Source organism: Roseburia sp. MSJ-14, from assembly GCF_018918225.1.
In the GTDB taxonomy this organism is placed as follows: domain Bacteria; phylum Bacillota; class Clostridia; order Lachnospirales; family Lachnospiraceae; genus Petralouisia.
This window is the reverse complement of the sequence record NZ_JAHLQD010000005.1, coordinates 160176-184734: the sequence shown is the minus strand read 5'-3', so window position 1 is coordinate 184734 and position 24559 is coordinate 160176. Positions and strand designations below refer to the sequence as shown.

At 36.8% G+C, this 24559-nt stretch carries 29 protein-coding genes and 1 riboswitch; of the genes, 23 read left to right on the top strand and 6 right to left on the bottom strand.

Annotated features, from left to right (window positions below; translation table 11 throughout):
• Positions 1 to 18: 18 nt before the first annotated feature.
• Genes KQI83_RS01255 through KQI83_RS01240 form a run of 4 tightly spaced genes read right to left on the bottom strand, consistent with a single transcriptional unit; the run spans position 19 to position 3509 of the window.
• On the bottom strand, positions 19 to 816 hold the full coding sequence (locus KQI83_RS01255; RefSeq protein ID WP_216554039.1) for a DUF4866 domain-containing protein: 798 nt from the start codon (positions 814 to 816) through the stop codon (positions 19 to 21).
• Between the two features lie 28 nt (positions 817 to 844).
• The gene (locus KQI83_RS01250; protein WP_216554038.1) at positions 845 to 1270 is read right to left on the bottom strand and encodes an aspartate carbamoyltransferase regulatory subunit; all 426 of its coding nucleotides are present in this window, start codon (positions 1268 to 1270) and stop codon (positions 845 to 847) included.
• Complete coding sequence (gene pyrB, locus KQI83_RS01245; RefSeq protein ID WP_216554037.1) at positions 1264 to 2211, bottom strand: aspartate carbamoyltransferase; 948 nt, start codon at positions 2209 to 2211, stop codon at positions 1264 to 1266. The genes KQI83_RS01250 and pyrB overlap by 7 nt, the downstream gene beginning before the upstream one ends.
• Positions 2208 to 3509, bottom strand: a complete 1302-nt coding sequence (locus tag KQI83_RS01240) for an adenylosuccinate synthase (RefSeq protein ID WP_216554036.1) — start codon at positions 3507 to 3509, stop codon at positions 2208 to 2210. The genes pyrB and KQI83_RS01240 overlap by 4 nt, the downstream gene beginning before the upstream one ends.
• A gap of 122 nt (positions 3510 to 3631) precedes the next feature.
• Here KQI83_RS01240 and KQI83_RS01235 point away from each other — a divergent pair, with 122 nt between their 5' ends.
• The 20 genes from KQI83_RS01235 (at position 3632) to KQI83_RS01140 (ending at position 19747) form a co-directional block, all read left to right on the top strand.
• The gene (locus KQI83_RS01235) at positions 3632 to 4528 is read left to right on the top strand and encodes a LysR family transcriptional regulator (RefSeq protein WP_216554035.1); all 897 of its coding nucleotides are present in this window, start codon (positions 3632 to 3634) and stop codon (positions 4526 to 4528) included.
• A 120-nt stretch (positions 4529 to 4648) separates the two neighbouring features.
• Positions 4649 to 5137, top strand: coding sequence for a prolyl-tRNA synthetase associated domain-containing protein (locus tag KQI83_RS01230; RefSeq protein WP_216554034.1), 489 nt, complete (start codon positions 4649 to 4651; stop codon positions 5135 to 5137).
• 30 nt (positions 5138 to 5167) lie between these two features.
• Positions 5168 to 5893 (top strand): YczE/YyaS/YitT family protein, encoded by a 726-nt coding sequence (locus KQI83_RS01225; protein WP_253295449.1) that lies wholly within the window; start codon positions 5168 to 5170, stop codon positions 5891 to 5893.
• 79 nt (positions 5894 to 5972) lie between these two features.
• The gene (locus KQI83_RS01220; RefSeq protein WP_216554032.1) at positions 5973 to 6245 is read left to right on the top strand and encodes a hypothetical protein; all 273 of its coding nucleotides are present in this window, start codon (positions 5973 to 5975) and stop codon (positions 6243 to 6245) included.
• A gap of 6 nt (positions 6246 to 6251) precedes the next feature.
• The gene (locus KQI83_RS01215) at positions 6252 to 6623 is read left to right on the top strand and encodes a VOC family protein (protein WP_216554031.1); all 372 of its coding nucleotides are present in this window, start codon (positions 6252 to 6254) and stop codon (positions 6621 to 6623) included.
• Between the two features lie 28 nt (positions 6624 to 6651).
• Positions 6652 to 6723: riboswitch (Fluoride riboswitch) on the top strand.
• Between the two features lie 47 nt (positions 6724 to 6770).
• On the top strand, positions 6771 to 7973 hold the full coding sequence (locus tag KQI83_RS01210) for a cation:proton antiporter (RefSeq protein WP_216554030.1): 1203 nt from the start codon (positions 6771 to 6773) through the stop codon (positions 7971 to 7973).
• 25 nt (positions 7974 to 7998) lie between these two features.
• The gene (locus KQI83_RS01205) at positions 7999 to 8838 is read left to right on the top strand and encodes a Cof-type HAD-IIB family hydrolase (protein WP_216554029.1); all 840 of its coding nucleotides are present in this window, start codon (positions 7999 to 8001) and stop codon (positions 8836 to 8838) included.
• A 265-nt stretch (positions 8839 to 9103) separates the two neighbouring features.
• Positions 9104 to 10987 carry a heavy metal translocating P-type ATPase gene (locus KQI83_RS01200; RefSeq protein ID WP_216554028.1) on the top strand — a complete coding sequence of 628 codons (1884 nt, stop codon included), beginning with the start codon at positions 9104 to 9106 and terminating at the stop codon, positions 10985 to 10987.
• Positions 10988 to 11048: 61 nt separating this feature from the next.
• Positions 11049 to 11696: a hypothetical protein gene (locus KQI83_RS01195; protein WP_216554027.1), complete on the top strand. Its 648-nt coding sequence runs from the start codon at positions 11049 to 11051 to the stop codon at positions 11694 to 11696.
• The gene (locus KQI83_RS01190) at positions 11686 to 12867 is read left to right on the top strand and encodes an MFS transporter (protein WP_216554026.1); all 1182 of its coding nucleotides are present in this window, start codon (positions 11686 to 11688) and stop codon (positions 12865 to 12867) included. The genes KQI83_RS01195 and KQI83_RS01190 overlap by 11 nt, the downstream gene beginning before the upstream one ends.
• 194 nt (positions 12868 to 13061) lie before the next feature.
• On the top strand, positions 13062 to 13550 hold the full coding sequence (locus KQI83_RS01185; RefSeq protein ID WP_216554025.1) for an NAD(+) diphosphatase: 489 nt from the start codon (positions 13062 to 13064) through the stop codon (positions 13548 to 13550).
• A 12-nt stretch (positions 13551 to 13562) separates the two neighbouring features.
• The gene (locus tag KQI83_RS01180) at positions 13563 to 14111 is read left to right on the top strand and encodes a GNAT family N-acetyltransferase (protein WP_216554024.1); all 549 of its coding nucleotides are present in this window, start codon (positions 13563 to 13565) and stop codon (positions 14109 to 14111) included.
• Positions 14077 to 14733 (top strand): hypothetical protein, encoded by a 657-nt coding sequence (locus KQI83_RS01175; RefSeq protein ID WP_216554023.1) that lies wholly within the window; start codon positions 14077 to 14079, stop codon positions 14731 to 14733. Before KQI83_RS01180 ends, KQI83_RS01175 begins: the two co-directional genes overlap by 35 nt.
• Positions 14734 to 14958: 225 nt before the next feature.
• Positions 14959 to 15432 carry a GNAT family N-acetyltransferase gene (locus tag KQI83_RS01170; RefSeq protein ID WP_216554022.1) on the top strand — a complete coding sequence of 158 codons (474 nt, stop codon included), beginning with the start codon at positions 14959 to 14961 and terminating at the stop codon, positions 15430 to 15432.
• 17 nt (positions 15433 to 15449) lie between these two features.
• Entirely contained in the window at positions 15450 to 15908 is a 459-nt protein-coding gene (locus KQI83_RS01165; RefSeq protein ID WP_442969769.1) for a GNAT family N-acetyltransferase, read from the top strand.
• 80 nt (positions 15909 to 15988) lie between these two features.
• Positions 15989 to 16495: a GNAT family N-acetyltransferase gene (locus KQI83_RS01160; RefSeq protein ID WP_216554021.1), complete on the top strand. Its 507-nt coding sequence runs from the start codon at positions 15989 to 15991 to the stop codon at positions 16493 to 16495.
• 34 nt (positions 16496 to 16529) lie between these two features.
• Entirely contained in the window at positions 16530 to 16982 is a 453-nt protein-coding gene (locus KQI83_RS01155; RefSeq protein WP_216554020.1) for a precorrin-2 dehydrogenase/sirohydrochlorin ferrochelatase family protein, read from the top strand.
• Between the two features lie 201 nt (positions 16983 to 17183).
• On the top strand, positions 17184 to 18071 hold the full coding sequence (gene hemC, locus KQI83_RS01150) for a hydroxymethylbilane synthase (RefSeq protein ID WP_216554019.1): 888 nt from the start codon (positions 17184 to 17186) through the stop codon (positions 18069 to 18071).
• A 25-nt stretch (positions 18072 to 18096) separates the two neighbouring features.
• Complete coding sequence (gene cobA / locus KQI83_RS01145; RefSeq protein WP_216554018.1) at positions 18097 to 19584, top strand: uroporphyrinogen-III C-methyltransferase; 1488 nt, start codon at positions 18097 to 18099, stop codon at positions 19582 to 19584.
• 10 nt (positions 19585 to 19594) lie between these two features.
• A complete protein-coding gene (locus tag KQI83_RS01140) occupies positions 19595 to 19747 on the top strand; it encodes a CorA family divalent cation transporter (protein WP_330622281.1) in 153 nt (50 codons plus the stop codon).
• Here KQI83_RS01140 and KQI83_RS17025 read toward each other — a convergent pair.
• The gene (locus KQI83_RS17025; protein ID WP_330622280.1) at positions 19744 to 20229 is read right to left on the bottom strand and encodes an MATE family efflux transporter; all 486 of its coding nucleotides are present in this window, start codon (positions 20227 to 20229) and stop codon (positions 19744 to 19746) included. The two genes, KQI83_RS01140 and KQI83_RS17025, sit on opposite strands and share 4 nt — an antisense overlap.
• A gap of 12 nt (positions 20230 to 20241) precedes the next feature.
• Entirely contained in the window at positions 20242 to 21105 is an 864-nt protein-coding gene (locus KQI83_RS17020; RefSeq protein WP_330622256.1) for an MATE family efflux transporter, read from the bottom strand.
• A 180-nt stretch (positions 21106 to 21285) separates the two neighbouring features.
• Between KQI83_RS17020 and hemB the strand changes: the two genes are divergently transcribed.
• From hemB to KQI83_RS01120, 3 genes are read left to right on the top strand one after another with little or no spacing between them, the layout of a single operon-like run.
• Positions 21286 to 22269, top strand: a complete 984-nt coding sequence (gene hemB / locus KQI83_RS01130) for a porphobilinogen synthase (protein ID WP_216554017.1) — start codon at positions 21286 to 21288, stop codon at positions 22267 to 22269.
• Positions 22266 to 23543: a glutamate-1-semialdehyde 2,1-aminomutase gene (gene hemL / locus KQI83_RS01125; RefSeq protein WP_216554016.1), complete on the top strand. Its 1278-nt coding sequence runs from the start codon at positions 22266 to 22268 to the stop codon at positions 23541 to 23543. Before hemB ends, hemL begins: the two co-directional genes overlap by 4 nt.
• A gap of 54 nt (positions 23544 to 23597) precedes the next feature.
• Positions 23598 to 24401: a peptidoglycan recognition protein family protein gene (locus tag KQI83_RS01120; protein ID WP_216554015.1), complete on the top strand. Its 804-nt coding sequence runs from the start codon at positions 23598 to 23600 to the stop codon at positions 24399 to 24401.
• Positions 24402 to 24559: the final 158 nt, after the last annotated feature.

The window sequence follows — 24559 nt, the reverse complement described above, 5'->3', positions numbered from 1 at the left end:
ATCGACTACCTCGTTTGCCTATAGATCAAGACTGTTACTTCCGGCTGATTTTATCATTTTTTCACGGCATGAAAGAACCAGTCCGTCTATTACACCAAGATGTTGAAGCATTTTAGATTCAAATTGATGAATAGGCAAAAGAACACCAAGTTCATCAAAGGATTTTCCGGATTTGTTTCCGGTTTCCTGACCATAGTATACGATAGCAGAAAATGCTTCTTTTTGTATTTCGTGAAAAGTAGACCAGATAACATCATATGCTTGTGCTTCTGTTAAATTCAGTTTTTTGGTGTCCGGAAGAGCATATAATATAAGAATTCCCCGTTCTCGGTTCTCTTGTTTTTCACAAATATTCATGTCGGATGTATAATATCTGACAAGATCATATCCATCTGCCAGATATAGTTTGGAACGTGGGGCAGCATGGTGTGATTTATAGATTTCACAAAATTTTTTATATTCGTGTTTTGTAACCAGTTCCTTTTTATCTTCTAGCAGATTTCCGTCTGCATCTGTTAGAAGAACAGGGTTTTCGCCGGATTTTCCATGGAAGCGCTTTGGAATCAGATAGGCTTCTTTAAGAAGGTCAAACATGCTACGGTTGCATATTTCAAGTAAAAAAGCACTTACATCGCCGTTTTTATATGCATTCAGCAGAACTTCGGCAAAATGATGGGGATCAGGATCCATATATCTATTATCATCACAAAGATGGTCATAAAATGTTTCAATGAGTCTTTCACAGGATTTATCAGAAGAAAGAATTCTTGAAAATATATTTTCAACTTCTTCTTCTCTTGGTAGTACTAATGACATAAAATCATCTCCTTGTATATTTTTTGTATTATTCTTTCACGCGTATTTCCTGATTACAATAAATACATCTGTACTTTTTTGAAGCTGACATTTTAAATATGTGGTCACAGTTTTCTTCTATATTAGTAATACAACGTGGATTTTGACATCGGATTACATTTTTAAGTTCATTTGGTGGAATAGGCTGAACTTTTTGCACGACCTTACCGTCTTTGATATAGATGAGTGTAATTTTATCATCCAGATATCCTAGAATATCCAACTGAGGTAGCGTAGCTGTTCCTTCAATTTTAATTAAGTCTTTTTTTCCATATTTCTGACTTTTTACATATTGTAGGAGAGCGATAGATTGTTTAATGTTTTCCAGATGAAGAAGTTGGTATATTTCCATACCTCTTCCGGCAGTGATATGATCGATTACAATTCCATTTTGGATAGATTCTACATTTAGCATGATAGCACCTCCTCTCCGGTTTTTGGGTCAGGAATACCAAGCAGAGCCATAATGAGAGCCATTCGGATATAGACCCCATTTTGAACTTGGTCGAAGTAAGCAGCTCGTTTATCTTCATCTACATCAAGGGATATTTCGTCTACTCTTGGGAGTGGATGGAGAACCGGCATATCTGGTGGAGCAAGTTGAAGCTTGTTTTTGGTCAACATATAGATTCCCTTCAATCGTATATATTCTTCTTCATTAAAAAAGCGTTCTTTTTGTACACGGGTCATATATAAGACATCTAGTTTTGGTAATGTATCCTCCAAACTGGTTACTTCATGGTATGTTACATTTGCAGGTTTTAGTGTATCTTCAATCATATAGTCTGGTACACGCAATTCCTCCGGAGAGATAAAATAAAACTGATTATCTGGATATCGAACAAGGCTATTTACAAGTGAATGAACAGTACGACCAAATTTTAAGTCTCCGCAAAAACCTACCGTAAGATGATCTAATCGTCCCTTTCTTTGACGAATAGTCATCATATCGATTAAAGTTTGTGTTGGATGGTTATGACCGCCGTCACCTGCATTTATAACGGGTACTTTGGAATACATGGAAGCACGAAGCGGTGCTCCTTCTTTTGGATGTCGCATAGCGATAATATCTGCATAACAGCTGACTACACGGGCAGTATCAGCAACAGTTTCACCTTTGGTGGCACTGGATTGCTCCGCACCAGAGAATCCCAAAGTTTGCCCACCAAGGCTTAGCATGGCTGATTCAAAAGAAAGACGTGTTCTGGTACTTGGTTCATAAAAAAGTGTAGCAAGTTTTTTACCTTCAGCCACATGGGAGTAATCCGATGGTTTTGCTGAGATGCGGTCAGCCAGATTTAAAACCCGAAGGGTTTCTTCCATCGTAAAGTTTAGTGGGTCAATTAAATGTCTCATAGCCATTCTCCTTTTAATAAATATTGATTACGTTCTGCTCCTACAGAAATAAACTGAATTTCATGGTTTAGTAGTTTTTCTATATGGGTTATATAAGATTTTGCATTATCTGGAAGCTGTTTCCAGTCTCGGCAGTTGGAAATATCTTTTTGCCATCCGGGCAGATATTCTACAACCGGTTCATAAGAATCTAAATTTTCTAATGGATTAAATTGTTCCATTATTACGCCATCTTTGCGATAGCCGATAATTATTGGTATTTTATCCATATTACTTAGTACATCCAGTTTGGTCAGAGCAATTTTATCTGCATTTTGACATTTTAGTCCATATCGACTGGCAACGGCATCAAACGGACCTACTCGTCGTGGACGACCGGTAGCTGCTCCATATTCTCCTCCAGACTTTCTAAGTGACTCCATCCATGATTCTGGCATTGCAGTTTCAGCCACAAAGGGACCGGCACCGACACATGTAGAGTATGCCTTTAAGACACCAACGATATGGTCCATACGTTCGCCCGGAATTCCGGCTCCAATGGGACCGTAGGCGGAAATAGTAGAAGAACTGGAGGTGTATGGGAAAATACCATAATCAATATCTCTCATTGCACCAAGCTGTGCCTCTAGGACTACATTTTTTCCATCCTTAAGTGCACTTTCCAAATAACTGCCTGTATCACAGATGTATGGTGCGTAGAGTGTTGCCTGTTTTTGACACCAGGAAAGTAGAGCAGGATAAGACATGGGTTCCTGATGATAGCAACCGGCAAGTTCCAAATTTTTGGATTCTAACATAATTTTTAAACGTGCCTGTATACTTGTTTCTTCGAGATGTAGAAGGTCTCCGAGACGAATTGTTTTCTTGCGGTATTTGTCACTGTATGCATAAGCAATTCCACGTCTGGTAGAACCAAATGCTGAGTTTGATTTTGCAAGACGATCTTCTTCAAGTTCGTCTTGTACATGATGCCAAGGCATGGAAATAGTAGCATGTGAAGACAATTTTAGATTGTCCGGTGATATAGAAATACCGTTATTTTGGAGCTGGGTAATTTCCTTGGAAAGGTGTTCCAAATCCACAACCATGCCATCACCAAGAATACAAACTACATTCGGATGTAGGATTCCGGAAGGTAGCAAATTTAGAACATATTTTCCTTTTTTTGTGACAACCGTGTGTCCTGCATTATTTCCTCCCTGGTATCGAACAACAATATCTGCTTTCTCAGCCAGAAAATCAATCACACGTCCTTTTCCCTCATCTCCCCAATTAATTCCAGTAACAGCAGTTAACATATTTTATCCTCCATATAGGTTGTTTTTTTGTACTAAAGTGATTATAATTTAATGTTAGAAATAAGTAAAAGGTATCATTGATATGGTAATAATAATTATCTGATATGTCAGGGGGAAAAGGAATGAATGTAAATTTTGAATATTATAGAATTTTTTATTATGTAGCAAAATATAGTAATTTTACCAAAGCAGCTCGAGTGTTAAATAATAGCCAGCCGAATATCACACGCGCAATGAATTGTTTAGAACATGAGGCTAATTGTACACTGTTTATTCGGACAAATCGTGGTGTTCATTTGACACCGGAAGGTGAAAGACTTTATACAAGAATTTCGGCAGCTATGATACAGCTTCAGCTTGCGGAAGAAGAATTATCGGATAGTGTGGGATTGGAACATGGTAGTATTTCTATTGGTGCCAGTGAAACAGCTTTGAATATTTACTTGCTGGACAGGCTAAAAAAATTTCATATGACTTATCCGGGCGTACGGTTAAAAATCTGTAATCATTCCACACCGCAAGCCATTCGCTCTGTACGAAGTGGGGAAATTGATTTTGCAGTAGTTACAACACCCACGAAATTAGATGCACCATTGAAGGAGATAAGACTTAAGCCATTTCAGGAAATCCTGGTAGGAGGAAAAACTTTCACTGCACTTGCCAGTCAGGAGTTGTCTTTTAAGGATTTAAAAGAATATCCTTTTATTTCTCTGGGAACAGAAACAGCGACATATCATTTTTATTATCAACTGTTTCTAGCCCATGGAGTTGAACTTGTACCTGATACAGAAGCAGCTACGACAGATCAGGTGCTGCCATTGGTAAAGAGTGAACTTGGGTTGGCATTTTTACCGGAAGCAATGGCAAAAGAAGCAATTAGGAAACATGAAATTACTAAGATGATGTTAAAAGAAGAAATTCCTAAGCGTTATGTATGTATGGTGTATGATTCAAAGCGACCAATGAGTGTAGCAGCACAGAAGTTGAAAAAAATATTATTAGAACAGGTAGCTATGTGATTTCATTAACAAGTTCATTGGTTCACACAGTTAGTTTAGAATGTGTTATACTTTTTAAATAATACCTGTGTTGTTTTTAGAATGGTGAAGATAATGAAAAAGTAGGAAGGCAAATACACGATGAACAAACAAGAAATATATGACTATTTAAAAGAAAGAAATATATGGTATGAGATTACAGAACACAAAGCTGTTTATAATATGGAAGAGATATCAGAAATCGATATACCATATCCAGAAGGTGATGGAAAGAATCTGTTTATTCGTGATGATAAAAAGAAAAATTATTATTTGATAACAGTAAAAGGAAATAGGCGAGTTGATTTAAAAAAATTTAGGGCAAAGCATAATACCCGTCCGTTAAGTTTTGCTTCTGAAAGTGAATTGCGAGATATTATGGATTTAATACCAGGTGCGGTAACGCCATTTGGATTATTGAATGATAAAGAGTTAAAAGTACAGTTTTATTTGGATAAGGAGTTTATGAAGAATTCACATATTATTGGAGTACACCCAAATGATAATACCGCAACAGTATGGCTTAAGGTGGAGGATTTAATTAATATTATAAAAGAACATGGAAATGAAATTAATATTGTGGAAATTTAATGATATAGATGAAGGCAAAGGTGAATGAGAATGACAAAAAATAAAACAATTATGCGAGTGATTTTCTATGTGGCAGGTTTACTTGTTCTGGCACTTGGAATAATTCTTAATACTAAGTCTGGGCTTGGAGTATCACCAATCATATCGGTATCTTATAGTATTTCTACGATTTTAAATATTAATTTCGGAAATATGACATTTGTACTCTATGGAATATTTGTTGTGCTGGAAGTAATTTTGCATATCATAAAATATGTGCGAATGCCTAAGAAAATGTCTAAGCAGGACAATGAAGCACTGGAGCCCGCGATACATAAATCGATATATTTAGTGATTCTCATGGATATACTCCAACTTCCGTTAAGTCTTGTGTTTACAAGGTTTATGAATCTGTTTTCCGCATGGATTCCGGCACCTTCTGAAAATGTAATAGCACAATTTGCATGTCTGTTAGGCGGAATTATTTTTACAGGCATAGGCGCGGCAATGTCATTGAATATGCGAATTATCCCTAATCCTGGTGATGGAATCGTGCAGGCAATTGCAGATTGTATCGGTAAACCGGTTGGATTTACCAAGAATTGTTTTGATTTGTTTAATATATGTATAACAATAGGTGTTGGACTTATATTTGCACACAGGTTGATTGGTGTGGGTATAGGAACCGTCATTGCAGTGCTTGGTGTTGGACGAGTAATTGCATTATTCAATCACATGTTTATGGACAAGATGATTGCAGCAGCAGGAGTGGAGTAGAAAGAACGAGGTAATTGTATGAAGCAGAAAGTGATGCAATTAAATTTGGAACATTAAGCGAAAAGAAAAGGAGAAACGTATGTCAAGTACAAAGAGCGATGAATTGTACAAAGAATTACTAAAAAAGGGATACCCGGAAGAATTTTGCAAAGAAATTGCTTATAGACAGTTAAATACGGAATATACTACTACAAGAATGTTGGGGTATCTATATCGTTATACGAATCCTCGTATGGAAGATGTGGTGGATGAAATGTTAGCAATTCTAAGCGATCGAAATGCAATCATTCAAAAGAAAGAATTAGAACATGCCCAGGCAACCATCAATCAAATTTATAGGGAAGGGTTGTAGGAAAAGATGAAACTGAAAAATATACTGATTGTTGTAAACGATATTGAAAGGTCAAAAAAATTCTATAAGGATTTATTTGGTCTTGAAACGATTCTGGATAATGATGGAAATGTGATTTTGACAGAAGGTTTAGTGCTTCAGGATAAGTCTATCTGGGAAAATTTTATAGAAAAAGATATTATTTCTCAAAGTAATTCTTGTGAATTATATTTTGAAGAAGCAGATATTGAGAAGTTTGTAGAAAAGTTAGAACGAAATTATCCCAATATACAATATGTGAATCCATTAATGACACATTCTTGGGGACAAAAGGTAGTTCGTTTTTATGATTTGGATGGAAATCTTATTGAAGTTGGAACACCGATAATGCAAGGTTGACATATGAAGGCATAAAGAGTAGAATGAAAAACAAATAGGGAATGAAGTTCTCCCTTGGGAAACCTAAACTGCTTTTATAGCTGATGACTTCTACGATTATTATGTCGCAGAAAGCATCAGTTTTTTGCGTCCAAAGGAGGAAATTATATGTTAACATCATTATCACTCATTTTTCTTGTGGGATTGGCTATGGGAGCCATTTGTCAACGTCTAAGGCTTCCACGAATTATCGGAATGCTGGTTACCGGAATCGTTTTAGGACCATATGCGCTGGATTTCTTAGACCCATCTATTCTCTCGATTTCTGCGGAACTTCGTAAAATGGCACTTATCATTATTTTATTGAAGGCAGGATTATCGCTAGACCTTAAGGATTTAAAGAAAGTGGGACGTTCAGCAATTCTTTTATCATTTGTCCCGGCGACCTGTGAAATCATTGGATATGTGCTGTTTGCACCGCTAATATTGAAAATTGGAAGAATCGAAGCGGCAGTTATGGGAGCCGTTCTTGCAGCAGTTTCGCCGGCAGTAGTAGTACCAAGAATAGTAAGTCTGATGGAGAAAAAATATGGCACAGAAAAAGCAATTCCACAAATGATTATGGCAGGAGCTTCCTGTGATGATATTTTTGTGATTGTGTTATTTACCACATTTTTAGGTATGGCGCAGGGGAACAGTGCGAATATTATGGATTTTGTCAATATACCGATTTCTATTATTTTAGGCATTATCTTAGGTGCAATCGTAGGATATATATTATATCTTTTCTTTGAAACATCCTATGCCCATAAGCATTGTGTAAGAAATAGCATGAAAGTAATCATTGTACTGGGTGTTTCATTTTTATTAGTTGCCATTGAAGGATGGCTGGAAGGAAAGGTATCCGTGTCAGGGCTATTGGCAGTAGTTAGTATGGCATGTGTAATAAAAATGAAAAGTACATCCTTTGTATCCAAGAGACTATCAGAAAAATTCGGAAAATTGTGGCTTGCGGCTGAAGTGATATTATTTGTTTTAGTTGGTGCAGCAGTGGATATACGTTATACATTAAGTGCAGGGATTGCAGCAGTGCTTATGATTTTTACTGCGCTAATTTTCAGAGCCTGCGGAGTTATGATTTGTACCATTAAGACAGAGCTGACCTGGCAGGAACGATTATTTTGTGTGATTGCATATTTGCCAAAAGCAACCGTTCAGGCTGCCATTGGTTCAGTTCCTCTTGCAGCAGGATTACTATGCGGAAAAATGATATTATCCGTAGCAGTATTAGCTATTATTATCACAGCGCCTATCGGTGCTTTTGGAATAGATAATACTTATAAAAAACTGTTGGTGAAAGAGGAAAAATAAATGGAAAAACAGGAGGTTATGATGCATGGAACAATATAAATTAATTGCATTTGATATGGATGGAACATTGTTGAACAGTCAGAAGAAAATTACAGATAAGGCATGTGAAGCAATACAAAAGGCGATAGATGCAGGGATTATTGTAATCCTTAATACGGGACGTTGTGTGGCAGAATTAGAAGAATATATGGAGGTGCTGAAAAATATTCAATATATTAATTCTACAAGCGGAGCGTTGGTTTATGACAGAAAGTCAAATAAAGATATTTATAGTAGTGCATTGGATGTGGATACAGTAAAGGCAATTTTAGATATAGTATCTTCCAAGAACGTTATGATAGATTTTCTTACCAGAGAATCCATCGTACAGCGTGATAAAATAGAAAAAATGGAGCAGTACCGTATGGAAGTTTACCGTGATATGTTTGAAAGAGTAACTGTGAAGTGGGAAGATATTTGCGGTCAATATTTGGAAAAACCATTTCCGGTGGCAAAACTAAACATTTATCATACTTCCGAAGAAGCAAGAAATTATACGAGACAGAGAATTGAGGAGTTACAACTGGGGGTGGAAATGGTAAACGCGGAAACTACTTCTCTGGAAATATCTGCAAAGGGGATAGACAAGGGGATTGGTCTGGAAAAGTTATGCCAATATCTGAATATTTCATTGTCACAAACGATTGTAGTAGGTGATGCAGATAACGATATAGGTGCAATGAAAAAAGCCGGACTGGCAGTAGCAATGGGAAATGCAAATGAACGGATAAAAGAGCTTGCAGATGTTATGGTTGCAGATAATGACCATGACGGATGTAGAGAAGTGATTGAAAAATATATTTTTGCAAAGGATATAGAACGGTAAAGTTGACATAGAAGATTTCTTTTTCTATTTCTATAATAGAAACGCAATAATACGATATAAAATGTCAGCATTCATCACCGGATGAGTGAATATATGGCATCCAGGACTAATTCGTAGGTACGGTGTGTAATACACGATAAGATTGGTCTTGGATGCCCTTTGCTTACGCAAGTAGTGAGAAAAATAAAAAATAGCAACCCTTGACAGCATATACCCCTATAGGTATAATAAGCCTATACCCCCATGGGTATAGGAAGGAGATATTATGTCTAAAGTAATAAAAAGGGTAGAAGATTTTCTGGAGTTAGGAGGAACTGAGAAGGACATTGCTTTTTTTGTTATTTCTGGCATAGCGTTGTTGGTAAGTATTTTTTTGCCACATATGTTACCATTTGATGCGGCATGGATAGCAATTATTTTATGTGGGATTCCAATTATTCTAGAAGCAATTATTGGTTTGATTACAGAATTTGATATCAAGGCTGATGTGTTGGTGTCCTTAGCGTTGATTGCTTCCGTATGTATCGGTGAAGATTTTGCTGCCGGTGAAGTTGCATTTATTATGCAAATCGGTGGGCTGTTAGAGGAACTTACTGTGGCAAAAGCAAGAGCTGGAATTGAAAAACTGGTTCATCTTACCCCGCAGACGGCAAGAATTATCACAGATGGAGCAGAAAAATTAGTTCAAGCAGAACAAGTAAAAATCGGTGATATTTTAAGAGTTCTTCCGGGAGAAACCATTCCGGTAGACGGTATAATCACCAAGGGACAGACTTCCATCAATCAAGCAGTTATGACAGGAGAGTCATTGCCGGTGGATAAAGGAATTGGGGATGAGGTATCCAGTGGAACGGTAAACCAATTTGGAGCATTTGAAATGCAAGTTACGAAAGTGGGAGAAGATAGTTCTATTCAAAGAATGATTAAACTGGTGCAATCTGCGGATGCAGGAAAAGCCCAAATTGTTGGAATTGCTGATAGATGGGCAACCTGGATTGTGGTAATTGCTTTAACAGCAGCATTTCTTACATGGTTAATTTCAGGCGAAATTATTCGTGCAGTAACAATTTTAGTTGTATTTTGTCCATGTGCGTTAGTGCTTGCAACCCCAACTGCAATTATGGCGGCAATCGGAAATGCTACGAAACATGGATTTTTAGTGCGAGAAGGGGATGCTTTAGAGAGACTGGCGAAAGTAAAGAAAGTAGCCTTTGATAAGACAGGAACTTTGACTTATGGAACACCGGAAGTAAGTGCAGTGAAATGTGTAAATAAAAAATATATAGAAGAACAGATTTTTGCGTTGGCAGCTTCCGCAGAACAATATTCCGAACATCCGTTAGGAAAGGCGATTGTACGTTGTTATAAGCAAAAAAATAAGGATAACTTATTGCAAACAGAAGAATTTCAGATGATACCAGGACGAGGAGTATCAGCAATGGTAGATAAAAGTTCGGTGTTGGCAGGAAATAGAGAAATGTTATCAGAACGTTCGATAGAAGTGCACAAAGAGACACAAGACGAGATAGAAAGCTATGTACAGCAAGGAAGTACCGTTATTTTTGTAGCAGTAGAAAAAGAATTGGCAGGATATGTTGTATTGAATGATGCTTTGCGAAGTGAAAGTGCAAATATGATTCAAGAGCTGAAAAAACTGAAAGTACAGCCTATATTGTTAACCGGTGATAATGAAAATGCAGCAATTACAATCGCTAAAATGGTTCATATTGATGAAGTAAAGGCAAAATGCCTTCCGGAAGATAAGTTAAACTGGATTGCAAAATACCAGCAGGAAAAAGAGGCTGTTTGCATGATAGGGGATGGAATCAATGATGCACCTGCGCTAAAAAAGGCGGAAGTTGGAATTGCTATGGGAAGTGTAGGAAGTGATATAGCAGTAGATGCAGCAGATATTGCACTGGTGGATGATGAAGTAAAAGAACTTCCACATTTGCTGGCTTTGTCAAAACGTATGATGATAACGATAAAGTGTAATCTGTCGTTTTCATTAGGGTTAAACTTTCTTGCCATCATTCTTGCAATCACAGGTATTTTAAATCCGGTGGTAGGCGCGTTGGTACATAACGCAGGTTCAGTCCTTGTAATTGTAAATTCAGCATTATTATTAAAATGGAGGAAAAAAGCATGATTTAAGGTTGAAACCCCTTAGTAGGTCTTGTATAATTGTAAGGCGAAAAGGAGTTGCATAAATGGTTATCGGTATTATTGTTTCATTTGCATTAGGTATGTTATTATCCGGAATATGGTTCGGTCTGGTTATTGCATTAGAAAGGATTTCAGATAAGTGCAAGCTTTACAGCATTTCCAGAGTTAAAAGTGTAATAGCAGCAGTTATTCCCACCTACATAATATTAAAATTAAATAATCATTACTTTTTTAATGTAAAAAGTGTAAGTGACTGGAAGGCTTGGATAGAAATCCTTGGTGTTGCAATTATAACAGCATTTATTGTTTCAAAAAATGAAGTGGAAACATTACCTAGTGGAAAAGAATTACTTTGGTATGGCATAGATGGCATATTTATGGAAATTCCTCAACGCCTTATGATGCAATCATTTGTATGGTGTATACTAAAACAATTTAAAATAGATAATGCGATAGTGTTTAGCATATTTATCAATGCCATGATATGGTGTAGCAGTATTATCATTCAAAATATAATATTTAAAATAAAGTTTGAAAAAAGTACGGTTAGAGAAATTTTTTCATCGTTTTTCTTTTCTGTTGGTGCAGGATATATCTTGATAAAAACAGAGTTTATTATATTTACAATGATAGCACATTTGGTAGAAAGAATAGTAAGTACACGGATTAGGGGAAAAATGCATGAAAAATAAATATCAAAAAACAATATATGCCTGTTTCATCGGGTATATTGTGCAGGCAATTGTAAATAATTTTGTACCGTTGCTTTTTCTCACATTTGAGAATACATATCATATTCCATTGAGTCAGATTACCATGCTAATTACCATTAACTTTGGAGTGCAATTATTGGTAGATTTGCTGTCCACGGGATTTGTAGATAAAATCGGATATAAGGCATCCATTTTGATTGCACATGGAGCATCTGCATTGGGATTATTAGGCTTAGTGATCTTGCCGGAAGTGTTTCCAAGTGCATTTGCAGGACTTTTAACAGCGGTTATTATATATGCATTGGGTGGCGGATTGATTGAAGTATTAATCAGCCCAATTATGGAAAGCTGTCCCACAGAAAATAAGGAAAAGGCAATGAGTTTGCTCCATTCTTTTTATTGCTGGGGACATGTTGGGGTAGTATTGTTTTCTACCATATTTTTTAGAGTCTTTGGAATTGAACATTGGAAAATACTAACTTGTATCTGGGTTGCAATCCCCATAATCAATGCAGCTATTTTTGCAAGTGTACCGATAGCACCATTGGTAGAAGAGGGAGAGTCCGGTTTATCCATGATTCAATTATTTAAAAATAAAATATTTTGGGTATTGATGCTTATGATGTTGTGTGCAGGAGCAAGTGAGCAGTCGGTGAGCCAGTGGGCATCCACATTTGCTGAAAAAGGATTAGGAGTAAGTAAGACGCTGGGTGATCTTGCCGGACCAATGGCATTTGCTATTTTAATGGGAAGTGCCAGAGCATTTTATGGAAAATTCGGGCATAAGATTGACTTGGATAAGTTTATGATGGGAAGTGGCGCGCTGTGTATCCTATCTTATCTTTGTATATCATTGACACATTCACCGGTTTTAGCTTTAGCGGGATGTGCGATTTGCGGTTTATCCGTAGGAATTATGTGGCCGGGAACATTTAGTAAAGCATCAGCTTCAATTCGAAATGGTGGAACAGCCATGTTTGCATTATTGGCACTTGCGGGAGATTTAGGTTGCTCAGGTGGTCCAACATTGGTAGGATATGTTTCAAGCATGGCAGAAGAAAATCTAAAGTGTGGAATTTTAGCAGCTATTGTTTTTCCAATATTGATGGTATTGGGAATTATGTTAGTTAAGTTGCAAAAAAATAAGTAGAAAAAGAGGTGTCTGATATTGGTTGCAGGACTGATAGCGGGCGCTTTTTATATCATAGGAAATATCAGGATGCGTACTTGCGGAGATGAAATTAGTCATAGATGATACCACTCTTTGTTTTGGCAACTTGAAATACAAAGAGAAAAAGGATAAAATGGTAACAATTAGTTTTTGAGTTGCAGGAGGAGAAAATTATGCATTTTACATATTGTCCATATTGTGGAGAAAAATCGGTGAAGAAGGAAATCGGAGATGAAGGCTGGATTCCATATTGTAATGGATGTCAGATTCCCTTGTGGGATATGTTTACTACATCTATTATATGTGCAGTTGTAAACGAATATAATGAGGTTGCATTGTTGCAGCAAAACTATGTATCTACCACAAAATATGTATGTGTTGCAGGAATTATGCAGATGGGTGAAAACGCAGAAGAAACCGCCAAAAGAGAGATAAAGGAAGAATTAGGACTAGAGGTACTTGATTTAAAATATATTCATAGCTATGCCTATGAGAAAAAAGAAATGTTGATGTTGGGATTTCGTGCAAAGGTGAAAAAGGCAGAATTGCAACTTTCACAAGAAGTAGATTCAGCGGAGTGGGTACCTTTTGAAAATGCATTGGAAAAGTTAAGAGAAGGAAGCATTGCCTGGCAACTGGTGAAGAGAGTAATTGGAGAATAGGAAGGAGGATATATGATTTTTGAAGAAAAAAGTGTTACTTTAAAGAACAATGAAAAGTGCATTTTGAGAAATGCCAGAATAGAAGATGCAGAGGATTTAATACAATATCTAAAGACAACAGCACAAGAAACCCCATATTTGGTGAGAGAACCGGAAGAAATTAAAATTACACTGGAGCAGGAAAGGAAGTTTATTCAAAGTAAGATAGAGGAAGAACGGGAATTAATGCTAATTGCAACCGCTGCTGGCAGACATGTAGGAAACTGTTCTCTTATGTGTATGGGAAACAATCAAAGATATCGGCATCGGTGTGGAGTTGCCATTGCCTTGTATCAAGAGTATTGTGGAAAAGGAATTGGCAGGTTAATGTTGCAAACTATTTTAGATGTTGCAAAATCCTGTGGTTTCGAACAAGCAGAGTTAGAGGTGGTTACCACAAATATAAAGGCAATATCGTTGTATTTGAGTTTAGAATTTCAGATTTATGGGACATTTCCAAATAATATGAAATATAAGGATGGAACCTATGCAGATACTTATTGGATGGCGAAAAGACTGTAAGATTCTATTGTATAAAAACTTGAATATAAAAGCGAGGATTATAGATGATACGAGAAGATTTTATAGTCCAATTTCTGACAATTTTATACAAGAGTTGATGTCAGGAAAAATTCCGATTGAAAAGCCATATTTACCCCAATTGGGTGAAAATATTTATTATGGTAAAATAGAGCCAATAAATAAAGAAAATTATGAATTGGCTTCATTATGTACTGGTAGAACGAAATGTAAAGGATGTAATTCAAAGATAAAAATGTACCAGGATAATTTGGAAGATATATTTGGATTTGTAAATATAAAAGATAATGAAGTAGTAGGTGGAGCGGAGTTTTTCCCGTCTATAAAGGTTCCATATAATATTCCAAAAGCGAAAGACATTGCGTTTATAACTTGTGTTTATTCATCAGATGAATATTTTGATTATAAAACAAAACCTTTAGAAGAGTTAGAAAAATATTTGTCAAAAAAATACACGAAAGTTATTGTTATATCAGATGAAAAAGGTGTATTCCCAAATGGTGATTTAGATTTCTTTAAAAGAAATGGATATATAGATGAAAAAGTGATATTTGAAGATGCATATTGTAAATTACATTTGTTATGGAAGAAGCTGGTAAAATAGAAATTTGTATGGATTGCTAATGTATGTATAAATTTATAATAATGGCAACCTATATTTTTGTTGTATATCATACATAAGTATGTACAAAAAAGGCGCGAACCATTTTAAACAGTTCACCATATCATATTTGTTTTATGTTATAATGTGTTATACAATTTTATTAACTTGGAGGTATGATATGTGTGGATTAACAACTGATTTATAAAAAATAAATCGGAGGTTGAAATGGAATATATAATAAGAGAGTTAAAGGAAAGTGAAGTAGAAGTATTAGATATATTTTTGTATGAGGCAATTTTTATTCCCAAAGGTGTTATGGCACCACCAAGGGATATAATTTATCAACCAGAATTACAGGTTTATGTGAAAAATTTTGGAAAGAGAAAAGGTGATATTTGTTATGTCGCTGAATTTTGCAATCAAATAGTGGGAGCTGTATGGGTTAGGATTATGAATGATTATGGACACATTAACGATGAAACTCCATCGTTTGCTATTTCACTTCTTAAAGAATTTAGAAATTATGGAATTGGAACACAGTTAATGAAGACGATGATTGGAAAATTAAAAGAGCAAGGATATAAACAGGCATCGTTATCTGTTCAAAAAACGAATTACGCTGTTCATATGTATAAAAAAATAGGGTTTGAAATCGTAGATGAAAATCTCGAAGAATATATTATGGTGTGCAGATTGTAATTTATAAATCGGAATTTATGGAGGTAACTACGATGATAGATATTAGAATAATGTCAATAGCAGATTATGATGAAGTATATAATTTATGGGTTAATACTCCAGGAATGGGATTAAATTCAACAGATGATAGCAGAGAGGGTATTGAAAAGTATTTAAGACGTAACCCTACATCAAGTTTTGTAGCAGAATGTGATGGCACGATAATTGGAGTGATTATGGCTGGTCATGACGGAAGACGAGGATATATACATCATACTGCTGTTTTACCAGCTTATAGAAATCAAGGAATAGCAAAAGGACTTGTTGATTGTGCTATATCTGCTTTAGATAAAGAAGGCATAAATAAAGTAGCTTTGGTTGCTTTTAAAAAGAATGTTATAGGAAATGGTTTTTGGGAGAATATTGGATTTGTAGGTAGAGATGATTTGGTATATAGAAATAAAAATATTCATGTATTAAATAGAATTGATACATAATTCTATGAAGAATTAGTCAACTTCCAGCTTAGCGGGAAGTGGCAGAAAATGAAAAATCGGAAGTTAGCGAGGCACATATAATGAATATTAAAACAGACAGAATGATCATTCGTGATTTTACTATGAATGATATAAACGATTTGCAGGATATTTTGGGCGATGCTGAAACAATGAAAAACTGCGAGCCCGCATATACGATTGAGAAAACGGCTGATTTTTTGCAAAAATTCTGCATAGAAAAAAAAGGGGCTGTTGCTGCGATACATAAAGACACCGCCAAAGCGATTGGATATATTCTCTTCAACGAGTTCGATGACGGCGTGTATGAAATCGGATGGTTTTTCAACAGGGCTTTCTGGAGACAGGGATTCGCTTATGAATCCTGCAAAGCAGTCATTGACTATGCTTTTGATAAGATGAATGCACATAAAGTATTTGCCGAAACAATCGACGGAATGAAATCCGTTAACCTTATGAAAAAGCTGGGAATGAAAACGGAAGGAATTCAAAGAAGCCAAACGAAAGACAGCTCTGGAAACTGGGTGGATGTATACTTTTATGGACTCCTTTCAGAAGATAGACAGTAACGCAAATTCCAGTTTACAGAGGTAAGGAGAACACATGAATACATATTTTCCATTATTTATTAATATAAAAGAAAAAGATATTTTGGTGTTTGGTGGAGGAAACATTGCCACCAGACGAATAAAGGCAATGCTTCCCTATGGAGCATGTATTCGGATAATTGCGCCGGAAATTTCAGAAGAATTGCAGCAACTTGCAGAACAGAATGGAAATCTGATATTAGATTATCGCAAGTATAAATTAAGTGAGTTACAAAAGCCTGATTTTGTATTGGCAGCAACGAATGATGAAAAGGTAAATCAAACGATTTTCAGAGAATGTCGTCACAAAGGAATCTTGGTAAATGTAGCCTCAAATCGTGAACTGTGTGATTTTTATTTTCCGGGAGTTGTGCAGCAGGGGGATATTACAGTGGGAATTACAGCCAATGGAAAGAATCACAAAAAGGCAGCAGAAGTAACAGAACAGATTCGAAAGTTATTAGGGTAACAGATTGGAGAAGGATATGCTTATTCGGCATGATCAAGATAGAAAATTGTATTTATATGACACTATTAATATAAAAAAGGAAACGAGCACCCCGCTTAGGCAAATCCATACGGTAAAAAACCCATTTCCTTTTAAATTATTGTAAAATGATTTAAATAAAATTGCAAGCTTTTTATAAAAAATCAATGGAGGAAACTATTTGTGAAAGTAATAAAAATAGGAACCAGAGAAAGTCGCCTAGCTGTAATTCAAGCAGAAATGACAGCAGATTATATTCGAAAAAACTGTAAGGAAATAACACCGGAGTTAGTAAAAATGAAAACGACCGGTGATAAAATATTAAATAAAACATTGGATAAAGTTGGAGGAAAGGGACTTTTTGTAAAAGAATTAGATACTGCCTTGTTAGAAAAACGCAGTGACATTTCTGTTCACAGCTTAAAGGATGTGCCGATGGAAGTTGCACAGGAATTGCCGTTGCTTGGTTTTTCTAAGAGAGAAGATCCAAGAGATGTATTAGTACTTCCCAAAGGAGTAGAAAGTATAGATAAGACCTTGCCGTTAGGTTGTTCTAGTGCCAGAAGAATCATACAATTGAGAAAACTTTTCCCGGATATGGAAGTAAAAAGTGTACGGGGCAATGTACTTACACGATTGGAAAAATTAGATCGTGGGGAATATAGTGCATTGATATTGGCAGCAGCAGGATTAAAGCGTTTAGGATTGGAAGAGCGTATTAACAGATATTTTACTACAGAAGAAATGATTCCGGCAGCAGGGCAGGGAATCTTAGCAGTACAGGGAAGACAAGGAGAAGATTATTCCTGGCTGACAGAATTTTTTGATGAAGAAAGTACTTACTGTGCCCTGGCAGAGCGTAGTTTTGTGCATACCCTGAATGGAGGTTGTAGTTCTCCTATTGCAGCTTATGCAGTAATAAAAGAAGGTGAGTTACAACTAACAGGACTTTATGCGACAGAAGGAAGTATGGATTATGTAACAGGAAAAATTACAGGAAGCCCGGGAAAAGCAAAAGAATTGGGAAAAAAATTGGCAGAGCAGCTTAAGGATATAAAGAGTGGTGAATAGACAGAAAGGATAGAAAGAAAGTACAATGAATGGAAAAGTATGGCTGGTAGGGGCAGGACCTTCCGATGTAGGATTACTTACGGTGAAAGGAAAAGAAGTATTAGAAAGAGCTCAAGTGGTAGTATATGATCGTTTGGTGGGAGCAGGGATTTTAGCATTAATTCCCCAAGAGGCAGAAACCATCGATGTGGGAAAACGTGCCGGAAATCATACCATGCCGCAGGAAGAAATAAACCGGTTACTGCTACAAAAGGCACAAGAAGGAAAAGAAGTAGTACGTTTAAAAGGAGGAGATCCATTCTTATTTGGACGTGGAGGAGAAGAATTAGAATTATTAACAGAACGTGATATTCCATTTGAAATCGTACCGGGAATCACTTCTGCAATTTCCGTACCGGCTTACAATGGAATACCGGTAACTCATAGAGATTATACGTCATCCGTACATATTATTACGGGGCATAAAAAGAGAGATGAAAAATTAGATCTGGATTTTGAAGCCCTTGTGCACTTAAAAGGCACATTGGTATTTCTAATGGGTGTATCTGCACTTTCCGATATTTGTAATGGATTACTTCAGGCAGGAATGGAACCAAATATGCCTGCGGCTATATTACAACAGGGAACCACTGCCGGACAGAAGAAAATTATTGCCACAGTAGCTACTTTAGAGCAAGAAGTAGAAAAGCAAGGAATCGAAACACCGGCAATTATTGTAGTGGGAAAGGTGTGTGAACTTGGAAATCGTTTCGCATGGTATGAAAAAAATCCACTGTTTGGAAAAAGGGTGATTGTAACCAGACCAAAGGAACGAAGTGGAACATTGTGTGGAAAACTAAGACAAGCAGGGGCAGAAGTTGTGGAAATGCCTACGATAAAAACGGTTCCGATTTTGGAAAATAAGGCATTAGAAAAAGAAATACAAAGATTAAAAGAGTATCAGTATCTGGCATTTACGTCTCCGGCAGGAGTGAAAGTATTTTTTGATATGTTAAAAATATATCACACAGATATTCGTTCCATTGGTTCAGCGAAGATTGCAGCTATTGGAAAAGGAACCAAAAGAGAATTAGAAGAACGCGGAATTATGTGTGATTTTATGCCGGAAATCTATGATGGAGAACATCTTGGTGTGTTATTAGGAGAAACGGCAAAAGATGGAGAACGCATTCTGATTCCAAGGGCAGCAGAGGGAAATCTACAGCTTATAGAGGAAATAGAAAAAAGAACTAAGGCAGAGATTACTGACTTGCCAATTTATAAGACTGTGTATGAATCAGCAAGATTTGAACCGGAACATGTAGATATGGCGGTATTTACCAGTGCATCTACCGTAAAGGGATTTGCAAGAGCAATTAACAAACTGGAAGTAAAAAACATTTTAGCAGTTTGTATCGGCAAACAGACACAGGCAGAGGCAGAAAAACTAGGGATGAATACCATAACTGCAAAAGAAGCAACGATTGATAGTTTGGTGGAATGTTGTGTAGAAGCAGGAAAAGGAAGAGGATAATGAAGTATATATTTCTTTCTTAACAATTGCCGGATGGTATGGAATGAACTTCCGCTATATGCCGGAATATGCATGGAAGTATGCATATCCGGTAGTGATAGTGGTAAGTATTCTCATAATTATAATTGAAACTATTTATTTTAAGAAGAAAAAGATGCTTTAGAAAGCAACGTCTTTCACAACAGACTTTGTTTTCCATTTGCCTTGGAAGAAACGAATAATTCCGGCGGCTCCGGCAAGTATCCAGGTAAGACCGTTTGTATACCATACACCCCACATACCAACAGCAGGAATTGCCATCAAAAGGTAAGCAAAGCCGATTCTTCCAACTACTTCGGTAAGTCCGTTTATCATGGCGTAAGCAGCGTCACCAACACCATTTAACATACCTCGTGTAATATAAATCATACCCAGTGCAAAGTACATAAAACTGGTAATACGAAGTCCTCTTGCCCCGATTTCAATAACATCAGGCTCATTTACAAAGAGTCTTACAATTGGGTCACCAAACAGGAACATAACAGCAATCATCATAAGGCTAAAGACAAGGACAACGAGAGTGCTTTTTTTACAACTGGTACTAACGCGATCATACTTTCCTGCACCTACATTCTGACCTGCAAAGGTAGATACAGCAGTTCCCAGAGAACCAAAAGGCTACTGTACTAATTGTTCTACACGGCTGGTTGCAGTGTAGGCAGCCATTACAGTTGCACCATAGTTATTTACAACACTTTGTAAAGCAACACAGGAAAATGCAATCATTGCATTTTGACCGGCAACCGGAAGTCCAATTTGAAAACTCTTTTTAATAATGTCATTATCAACAGTAAAATGACGTTTTTCTAATCTTAAGTATGGGTTCCTGCTAAGGGCAAATAAAATAGAACCAATGGCAGAAATAAGCTGTGCAATCACGGTTGCCCAGGCAGCACCTGCAACACCCCAGTGGAAAACTAAAACAAATAAAAGGTCTAGTCCCACATTTATAAAACTGGATACAATTAAAAAAATCAGTGGGGTCTTGGAATCACCAAGAGCACGCAAAATAGAAGAAATTCCATTATAGATAGCTACAATAACAGTAGCACCACATACAATTTGCATATAAATAACGGCATCTTCCATGTTTTCAGCCGGAGTATTCATAAGATATAAAATAGGTCTTGCAAATACAAAACTGATAATACTCATAACAGCTCCGGATATGGTAATAATGTATACAGAATTTGCAATAATTTTTTTTACATAATCATCTTTTCCGGCACCGAAAAACTGTGAAATCAAAATACCAATACCGGAAGCAAGACCAAGGCACAAGGAAAAGAATAAAAAGTTCAGATTTCCTACTGCGCCAACTGCACCCAGCGCATTGGAGCCTACGAATTTTCCGACAATAATGGAATCAACCATATTATAAAGTTGTTGAAAGATATTTCCAACCAGCATCGGAAGAGCAAATCTTAACAGCAATCCGACTTCATTTCCTTTTGTCATATCGCATACATATCTTTCGTTCATGCTACTTGCCTCCTTAAGTTCATCAATGTGATAACAATATAGCAACTTTTTGAAAAAAGTAATATAATAGATTCGTGTAAAAATAGAACAAATCTATCGTTTACAGAAAAAGCACACTGTGCTATATTTAAAAGCAAATCATAACATAAATTATACTTACAACAGAAAAGAGGAAGAAATATGGAACTGATTACAAGACCACGGCGTTTGCGTGGAAATGTTTTACTAAGAAAGATGGTACGGGAAACCAGAATGGACGCATCCAGTCTGGTATATCCAATGTTTGTAATAGAAGGAAATAATATAAAAGAAGAGATTCCAACCATGCCGGGACAATATCGTTATAGTGTGGATCGAATGGAAGAAAAACTTACACAGTTAGCAGATGCAGGTGTTAGCAGTGTAATGTTATTTGGGATTCCGGGGCATAAAGATGAAATCGGAAGTGGTGCTTATGCGGAAGATGGGATTGTGCAAAAGGCATTTCGCAAAGCAAAAGAAGTGTGTCCACAGTTATACATGATAGGAGATGTGTGCATGTGTGAATATACATCCCATGGACATTGTGGGGTATTATGCGGGCATGACGTAGATAATGATAAGACATTAGAACTTTTGGCAAAAACCGCATTGTCGCAGGTTCAGGCTGGCGCAGATATGGTAGCACCTTCTGATATGATGGATGGAAGAGTAGCGGCAATCCGCCAAAAACTGGATGAGAATGGGTATATAAATACACCGATTATGTCTTATGCAGTAAAGTTTGCATCCTCTTTTTACGGACCATTTCGTGATGCAGCAGGTTCAGCACCTTCTTTTGGAGACCGTAAATCTTATCAGATGGATTATCATAACCGCAGAGAGGCATTGAAGGAAGCAATGCTGGATGTGGAAGAAGGAGCAGACATTATTATGGTAAAGCCGGCTATGGCATATGGAGATTTGATTCGCGAAGTGAAAGACAGAACGGATATACCGGTGGCATCCTATTCGGTTAGTGGTGAATATGCTATGGTAAAAGCGGCAGCACAGGCAGGTTTCATTGATGAAGCAAGTATTTTATGTGAGATGGCAGTAAGTGCTTATCGTGCAGGAACAGATATTTATATTACTTATTTTGCAGAAGAATTAGCAGGATATATGAAAGAAGGAAGAATTGGATGACAACAAATTCAGAAAGACTATTTCAAGAAGCAGTAAAAGTGATTCCGGGCGGAGTTAATTCACCGGTGCGTGCATTTGGTTCTATCGGTTCAACACCAAGATTTATTAAATGCGCAAATGGAGCATATATTTACGATGAAGACGATAATAAATATGTTGATTATGTAGGGTCGTGGGGACCAATGATATTAGGACATAATCAGAAAGCAGTTTTAGAAGCGGTAACAGAAGCATGTAAAATGGGATTAAGTTACGGTGCAGCAACAGCTGTAGAAGTAGAAATGGCGAAGCTGGTATGTGAATTAGTACCATCCATAGAAATGGTGCGCATGGTAAATTCAGGAACAGAAGCCGTTATGAGTGCTATCCGTGTAGCCAGAGGGTATACCGAAAGAAATAAAATTATTAAGTTTACCGGATGTTATCATGGACATTCCGATGGATTGCTGGTAAAAGCAGGTTCCGGAGTAATGACAGCAGGTGTACCGGATAGTCTCGGAGTTCCGGCAGGATGCACCCAGGACACGTTATCAGCTGTATACAATGATTTAGAAAGTGTGAAAGAACATTTTAAACGTTGTGGAGAAGAAATAGCAGCAATTATTGTGGAACCGGTAGCAGCAAATATGGGAGTCGTTCCACCAGAACCGGGATTTTTGGAAGGATTGCGCAGTATTTGTGACGAGTATGGTGCATTACTTATTTTTGATGAAGTAATTACCGGATTTCGTTTAGAAATCGATGGTGCACAGGGATATTATGGTATCAAACCGGATTTAACTACTTTTGGAAAAATTATTGGTGGAGGAATGCCGGTAGGAGCTTATGGTGGAAGAAGAGAAATCATGGAAGTGGTATCACCGGTAGGAGGTGTATATCAGGCAGGTACATTGAGTGGAAATCCAATTGCCATGGCAGCAGGATTGACACAGCTTACTATTTTAAAGGAACATCCGGAGTATTATAAAGCATTAAATGAAAATGCAGAATGGTTTTTCGGGGAAATTGAAAAAACAGTAGCAGAAGCAGGACTGCCATATCAGGTAAACCATGTAGGTTCTATTGGTTCGTTGTTCTTTACCGGAGAAAAGGTAAGAGATTACGACAGTGCCAAAACATCAGATACAAAGGCATTTGCAGAGTATTGTAATTATATGCTCAATCATGGTATTTACTTAGCACCTGCGCAATTTGAAGCAATGTTTCTTTCTATGGCTCACAGCAAAGAAATATTAGAAGAGACCCTTCAGACGATGAAACAGTATTTTCTATAAAATTTTTACAAAAAATTTAAAAAAACTTAAATACTTTTTGTATGGACAAGGAGTATGATAAGAAAGGAAGGAATACGAAAGAACGGAGAGGGTAATGTGACGAGTGAAGAACGAAGACGACGAGAGGCATATTTAGCCAGACGTAGAAAAAGAAAACGAAAAAGAATATTGCAAATGGTGCGAAAAGTAGTAATTACATGCGGTGCTATATTAGCAATATTGTTAGTGATTATACATATTTCACAAAAGGTAGAAGCAACAGAAAATAAAACAAAAGGAGCCAAGAAGGTTGTAGCATCCACCGACAGTTCCAGACAGAAAGTGATTACAGAAGCTCCGGATTATAAGGTAGAGCTCTTGACACCGAATGAATATTCCAGACCACAGATAGCTATGGATGAGGTCAGAGGAATTGTCATACATTATACAGCCAATCCCGGAACAACCGCTGAGCAGAATCGCAGTTATTTTGAAAGTTTAAAGGATAGTCATGAGACAAAGGCAAGCAGTCATTTTGTGGTAGGAATTGATGGAGAAATCGTGCAGTGTATTCCAAGTTCAGAGATTTCATATGCATCAAATGATCGAAATAATGATACAATTTCTATTGAATGTTGTCATTTAGATAAAGACGGCAAATTTACACAGGAAACATATGATTCTTTGGTACATCTTACAGCATGGCTTTGTGGAAAATTTGATGTGTCGGTAGAAAATGTAATCCGTCATTATGATGTAACAGGCAAAGAGTGTCCGTTGTATTTTGTAGAGCATGAGGATGCTTGGGAACAGTTCAAAAAAGATGTACAAAATTACTTAGATACTTATGGAGTAGAAGCAGAACAAAATATTTCATAAAAATAAAGGGAGTCTGAAGAAGTTAAAATCAGACTCCTTTTATTTTGCGCCAGTAGTGATGAAGATGCTGTGCTTGCACAGGTATTTGAAGAGCACCGCGATAACTTGAGAAACTCGCAATGTGTGTTTCTCATAAGTTTTGTAAAAATGTGATAGAT

What these genes read in the sequence shown, in the direction of transcription:
- KQI83_RS01205 (WP_216554029.1), top strand. Translation starts at nt 7,999, where the DNA reads ATGGAACAATATAAATTAATTGCATTTGATATGGATGGAACATTGTTG.
- KQI83_RS01160 (WP_216554021.1), top strand. Translation starts at nt 15,989, where the DNA reads ATGAATATTAAAACAGACAGAATGATCATTCGTGATTTTACTATGAAT.
- KQI83_RS01165 (WP_442969769.1), top strand. Translation starts at nt 15,450, where the DNA reads ATGGAGGTAACTACGATGATAGATATTAGAATAATGTCAATAGCAGAT.
- KQI83_RS01220 (WP_216554032.1), top strand. Translation starts at nt 5,973, where the DNA reads ATGTCAAGTACAAAGAGCGATGAATTGTACAAAGAATTACTAAAAAAG.
- hemB (WP_216554017.1), top strand. Translation starts at nt 21,286, where the DNA reads ATGGAACTGATTACAAGACCACGGCGTTTGCGTGGAAATGTTTTACTA.
- KQI83_RS01215 (WP_216554031.1), top strand. Translation starts at nt 6,252, where the DNA reads ATGAAACTGAAAAATATACTGATTGTTGTAAACGATATTGAAAGGTCA.
- KQI83_RS01255 (WP_216554039.1), bottom strand. Translation starts at nt 816, where the DNA reads ATGTCATTAGTACTACCAAGAGAAGAAGAAGTTGAAAATATATTTTCA.
- KQI83_RS01240 (WP_216554036.1), bottom strand. Translation starts at nt 3,509, where the DNA reads ATGTTAACTGCTGTTACTGGAATTAATTGGGGAGATGAGGGAAAAGGA.
- KQI83_RS01190 (WP_216554026.1), top strand. Translation starts at nt 11,686, where the DNA reads ATGAAAAATAAATATCAAAAAACAATATATGCCTGTTTCATCGGGTAT.
- pyrB (WP_216554037.1), bottom strand. Translation starts at nt 2,211, where the DNA reads ATGAGACATTTAATTGACCCACTAAACTTTACGATGGAAGAAACCCTT.
- KQI83_RS01175 (WP_216554023.1), top strand. Translation starts at nt 14,077, where the DNA reads ATGCAGATACTTATTGGATGGCGAAAAGACTGTAAGATTCTATTGTAT.
- KQI83_RS01170 (WP_216554022.1), top strand. Translation starts at nt 14,959, where the DNA reads ATGGAATATATAATAAGAGAGTTAAAGGAAAGTGAAGTAGAAGTATTA.
- KQI83_RS01185 (WP_216554025.1), top strand. Translation starts at nt 13,062, where the DNA reads ATGCATTTTACATATTGTCCATATTGTGGAGAAAAATCGGTGAAGAAG.
- KQI83_RS01210 (WP_216554030.1), top strand. Translation starts at nt 6,771, where the DNA reads ATGTTAACATCATTATCACTCATTTTTCTTGTGGGATTGGCTATGGGA.
- KQI83_RS01200 (WP_216554028.1), top strand. Translation starts at nt 9,104, where the DNA reads ATGTCTAAAGTAATAAAAAGGGTAGAAGATTTTCTGGAGTTAGGAGGA.
- KQI83_RS01120 (WP_216554015.1), top strand. Translation starts at nt 23,598, where the DNA reads ATGATAAGAAAGGAAGGAATACGAAAGAACGGAGAGGGTAATGTGACG.
- cobA (WP_216554018.1), top strand. Translation starts at nt 18,097, where the DNA reads ATGAATGGAAAAGTATGGCTGGTAGGGGCAGGACCTTCCGATGTAGGA.
- hemL (WP_216554016.1), top strand. Translation starts at nt 22,266, where the DNA reads ATGACAACAAATTCAGAAAGACTATTTCAAGAAGCAGTAAAAGTGATT.
- KQI83_RS01180 (WP_216554024.1), top strand. Translation starts at nt 13,563, where the DNA reads ATGATTTTTGAAGAAAAAAGTGTTACTTTAAAGAACAATGAAAAGTGC.
- KQI83_RS01230 (WP_216554034.1), top strand. Translation starts at nt 4,649, where the DNA reads ATGAACAAACAAGAAATATATGACTATTTAAAAGAAAGAAATATATGG.
- KQI83_RS01225 (WP_253295449.1), top strand. Translation starts at nt 5,168, where the DNA reads ATGACAAAAAATAAAACAATTATGCGAGTGATTTTCTATGTGGCAGGT.
- KQI83_RS01250 (WP_216554038.1), bottom strand. Translation starts at nt 1,270, where the DNA reads ATGCTAAATGTAGAATCTATCCAAAATGGAATTGTAATCGATCATATC.
- KQI83_RS01235 (WP_216554035.1), top strand. Translation starts at nt 3,632, where the DNA reads ATGAATGTAAATTTTGAATATTATAGAATTTTTTATTATGTAGCAAAA.
- KQI83_RS01155 (WP_216554020.1), top strand. Translation starts at nt 16,530, where the DNA reads ATGAATACATATTTTCCATTATTTATTAATATAAAAGAAAAAGATATT.
- KQI83_RS01195 (WP_216554027.1), top strand. Translation starts at nt 11,049, where the DNA reads ATGGTTATCGGTATTATTGTTTCATTTGCATTAGGTATGTTATTATCC.
- KQI83_RS17020 (WP_330622256.1), bottom strand. Translation starts at nt 21,105, where the DNA reads ATGAACGAAAGATATGTATGCGATATGACAAAAGGAAATGAAGTCGGA.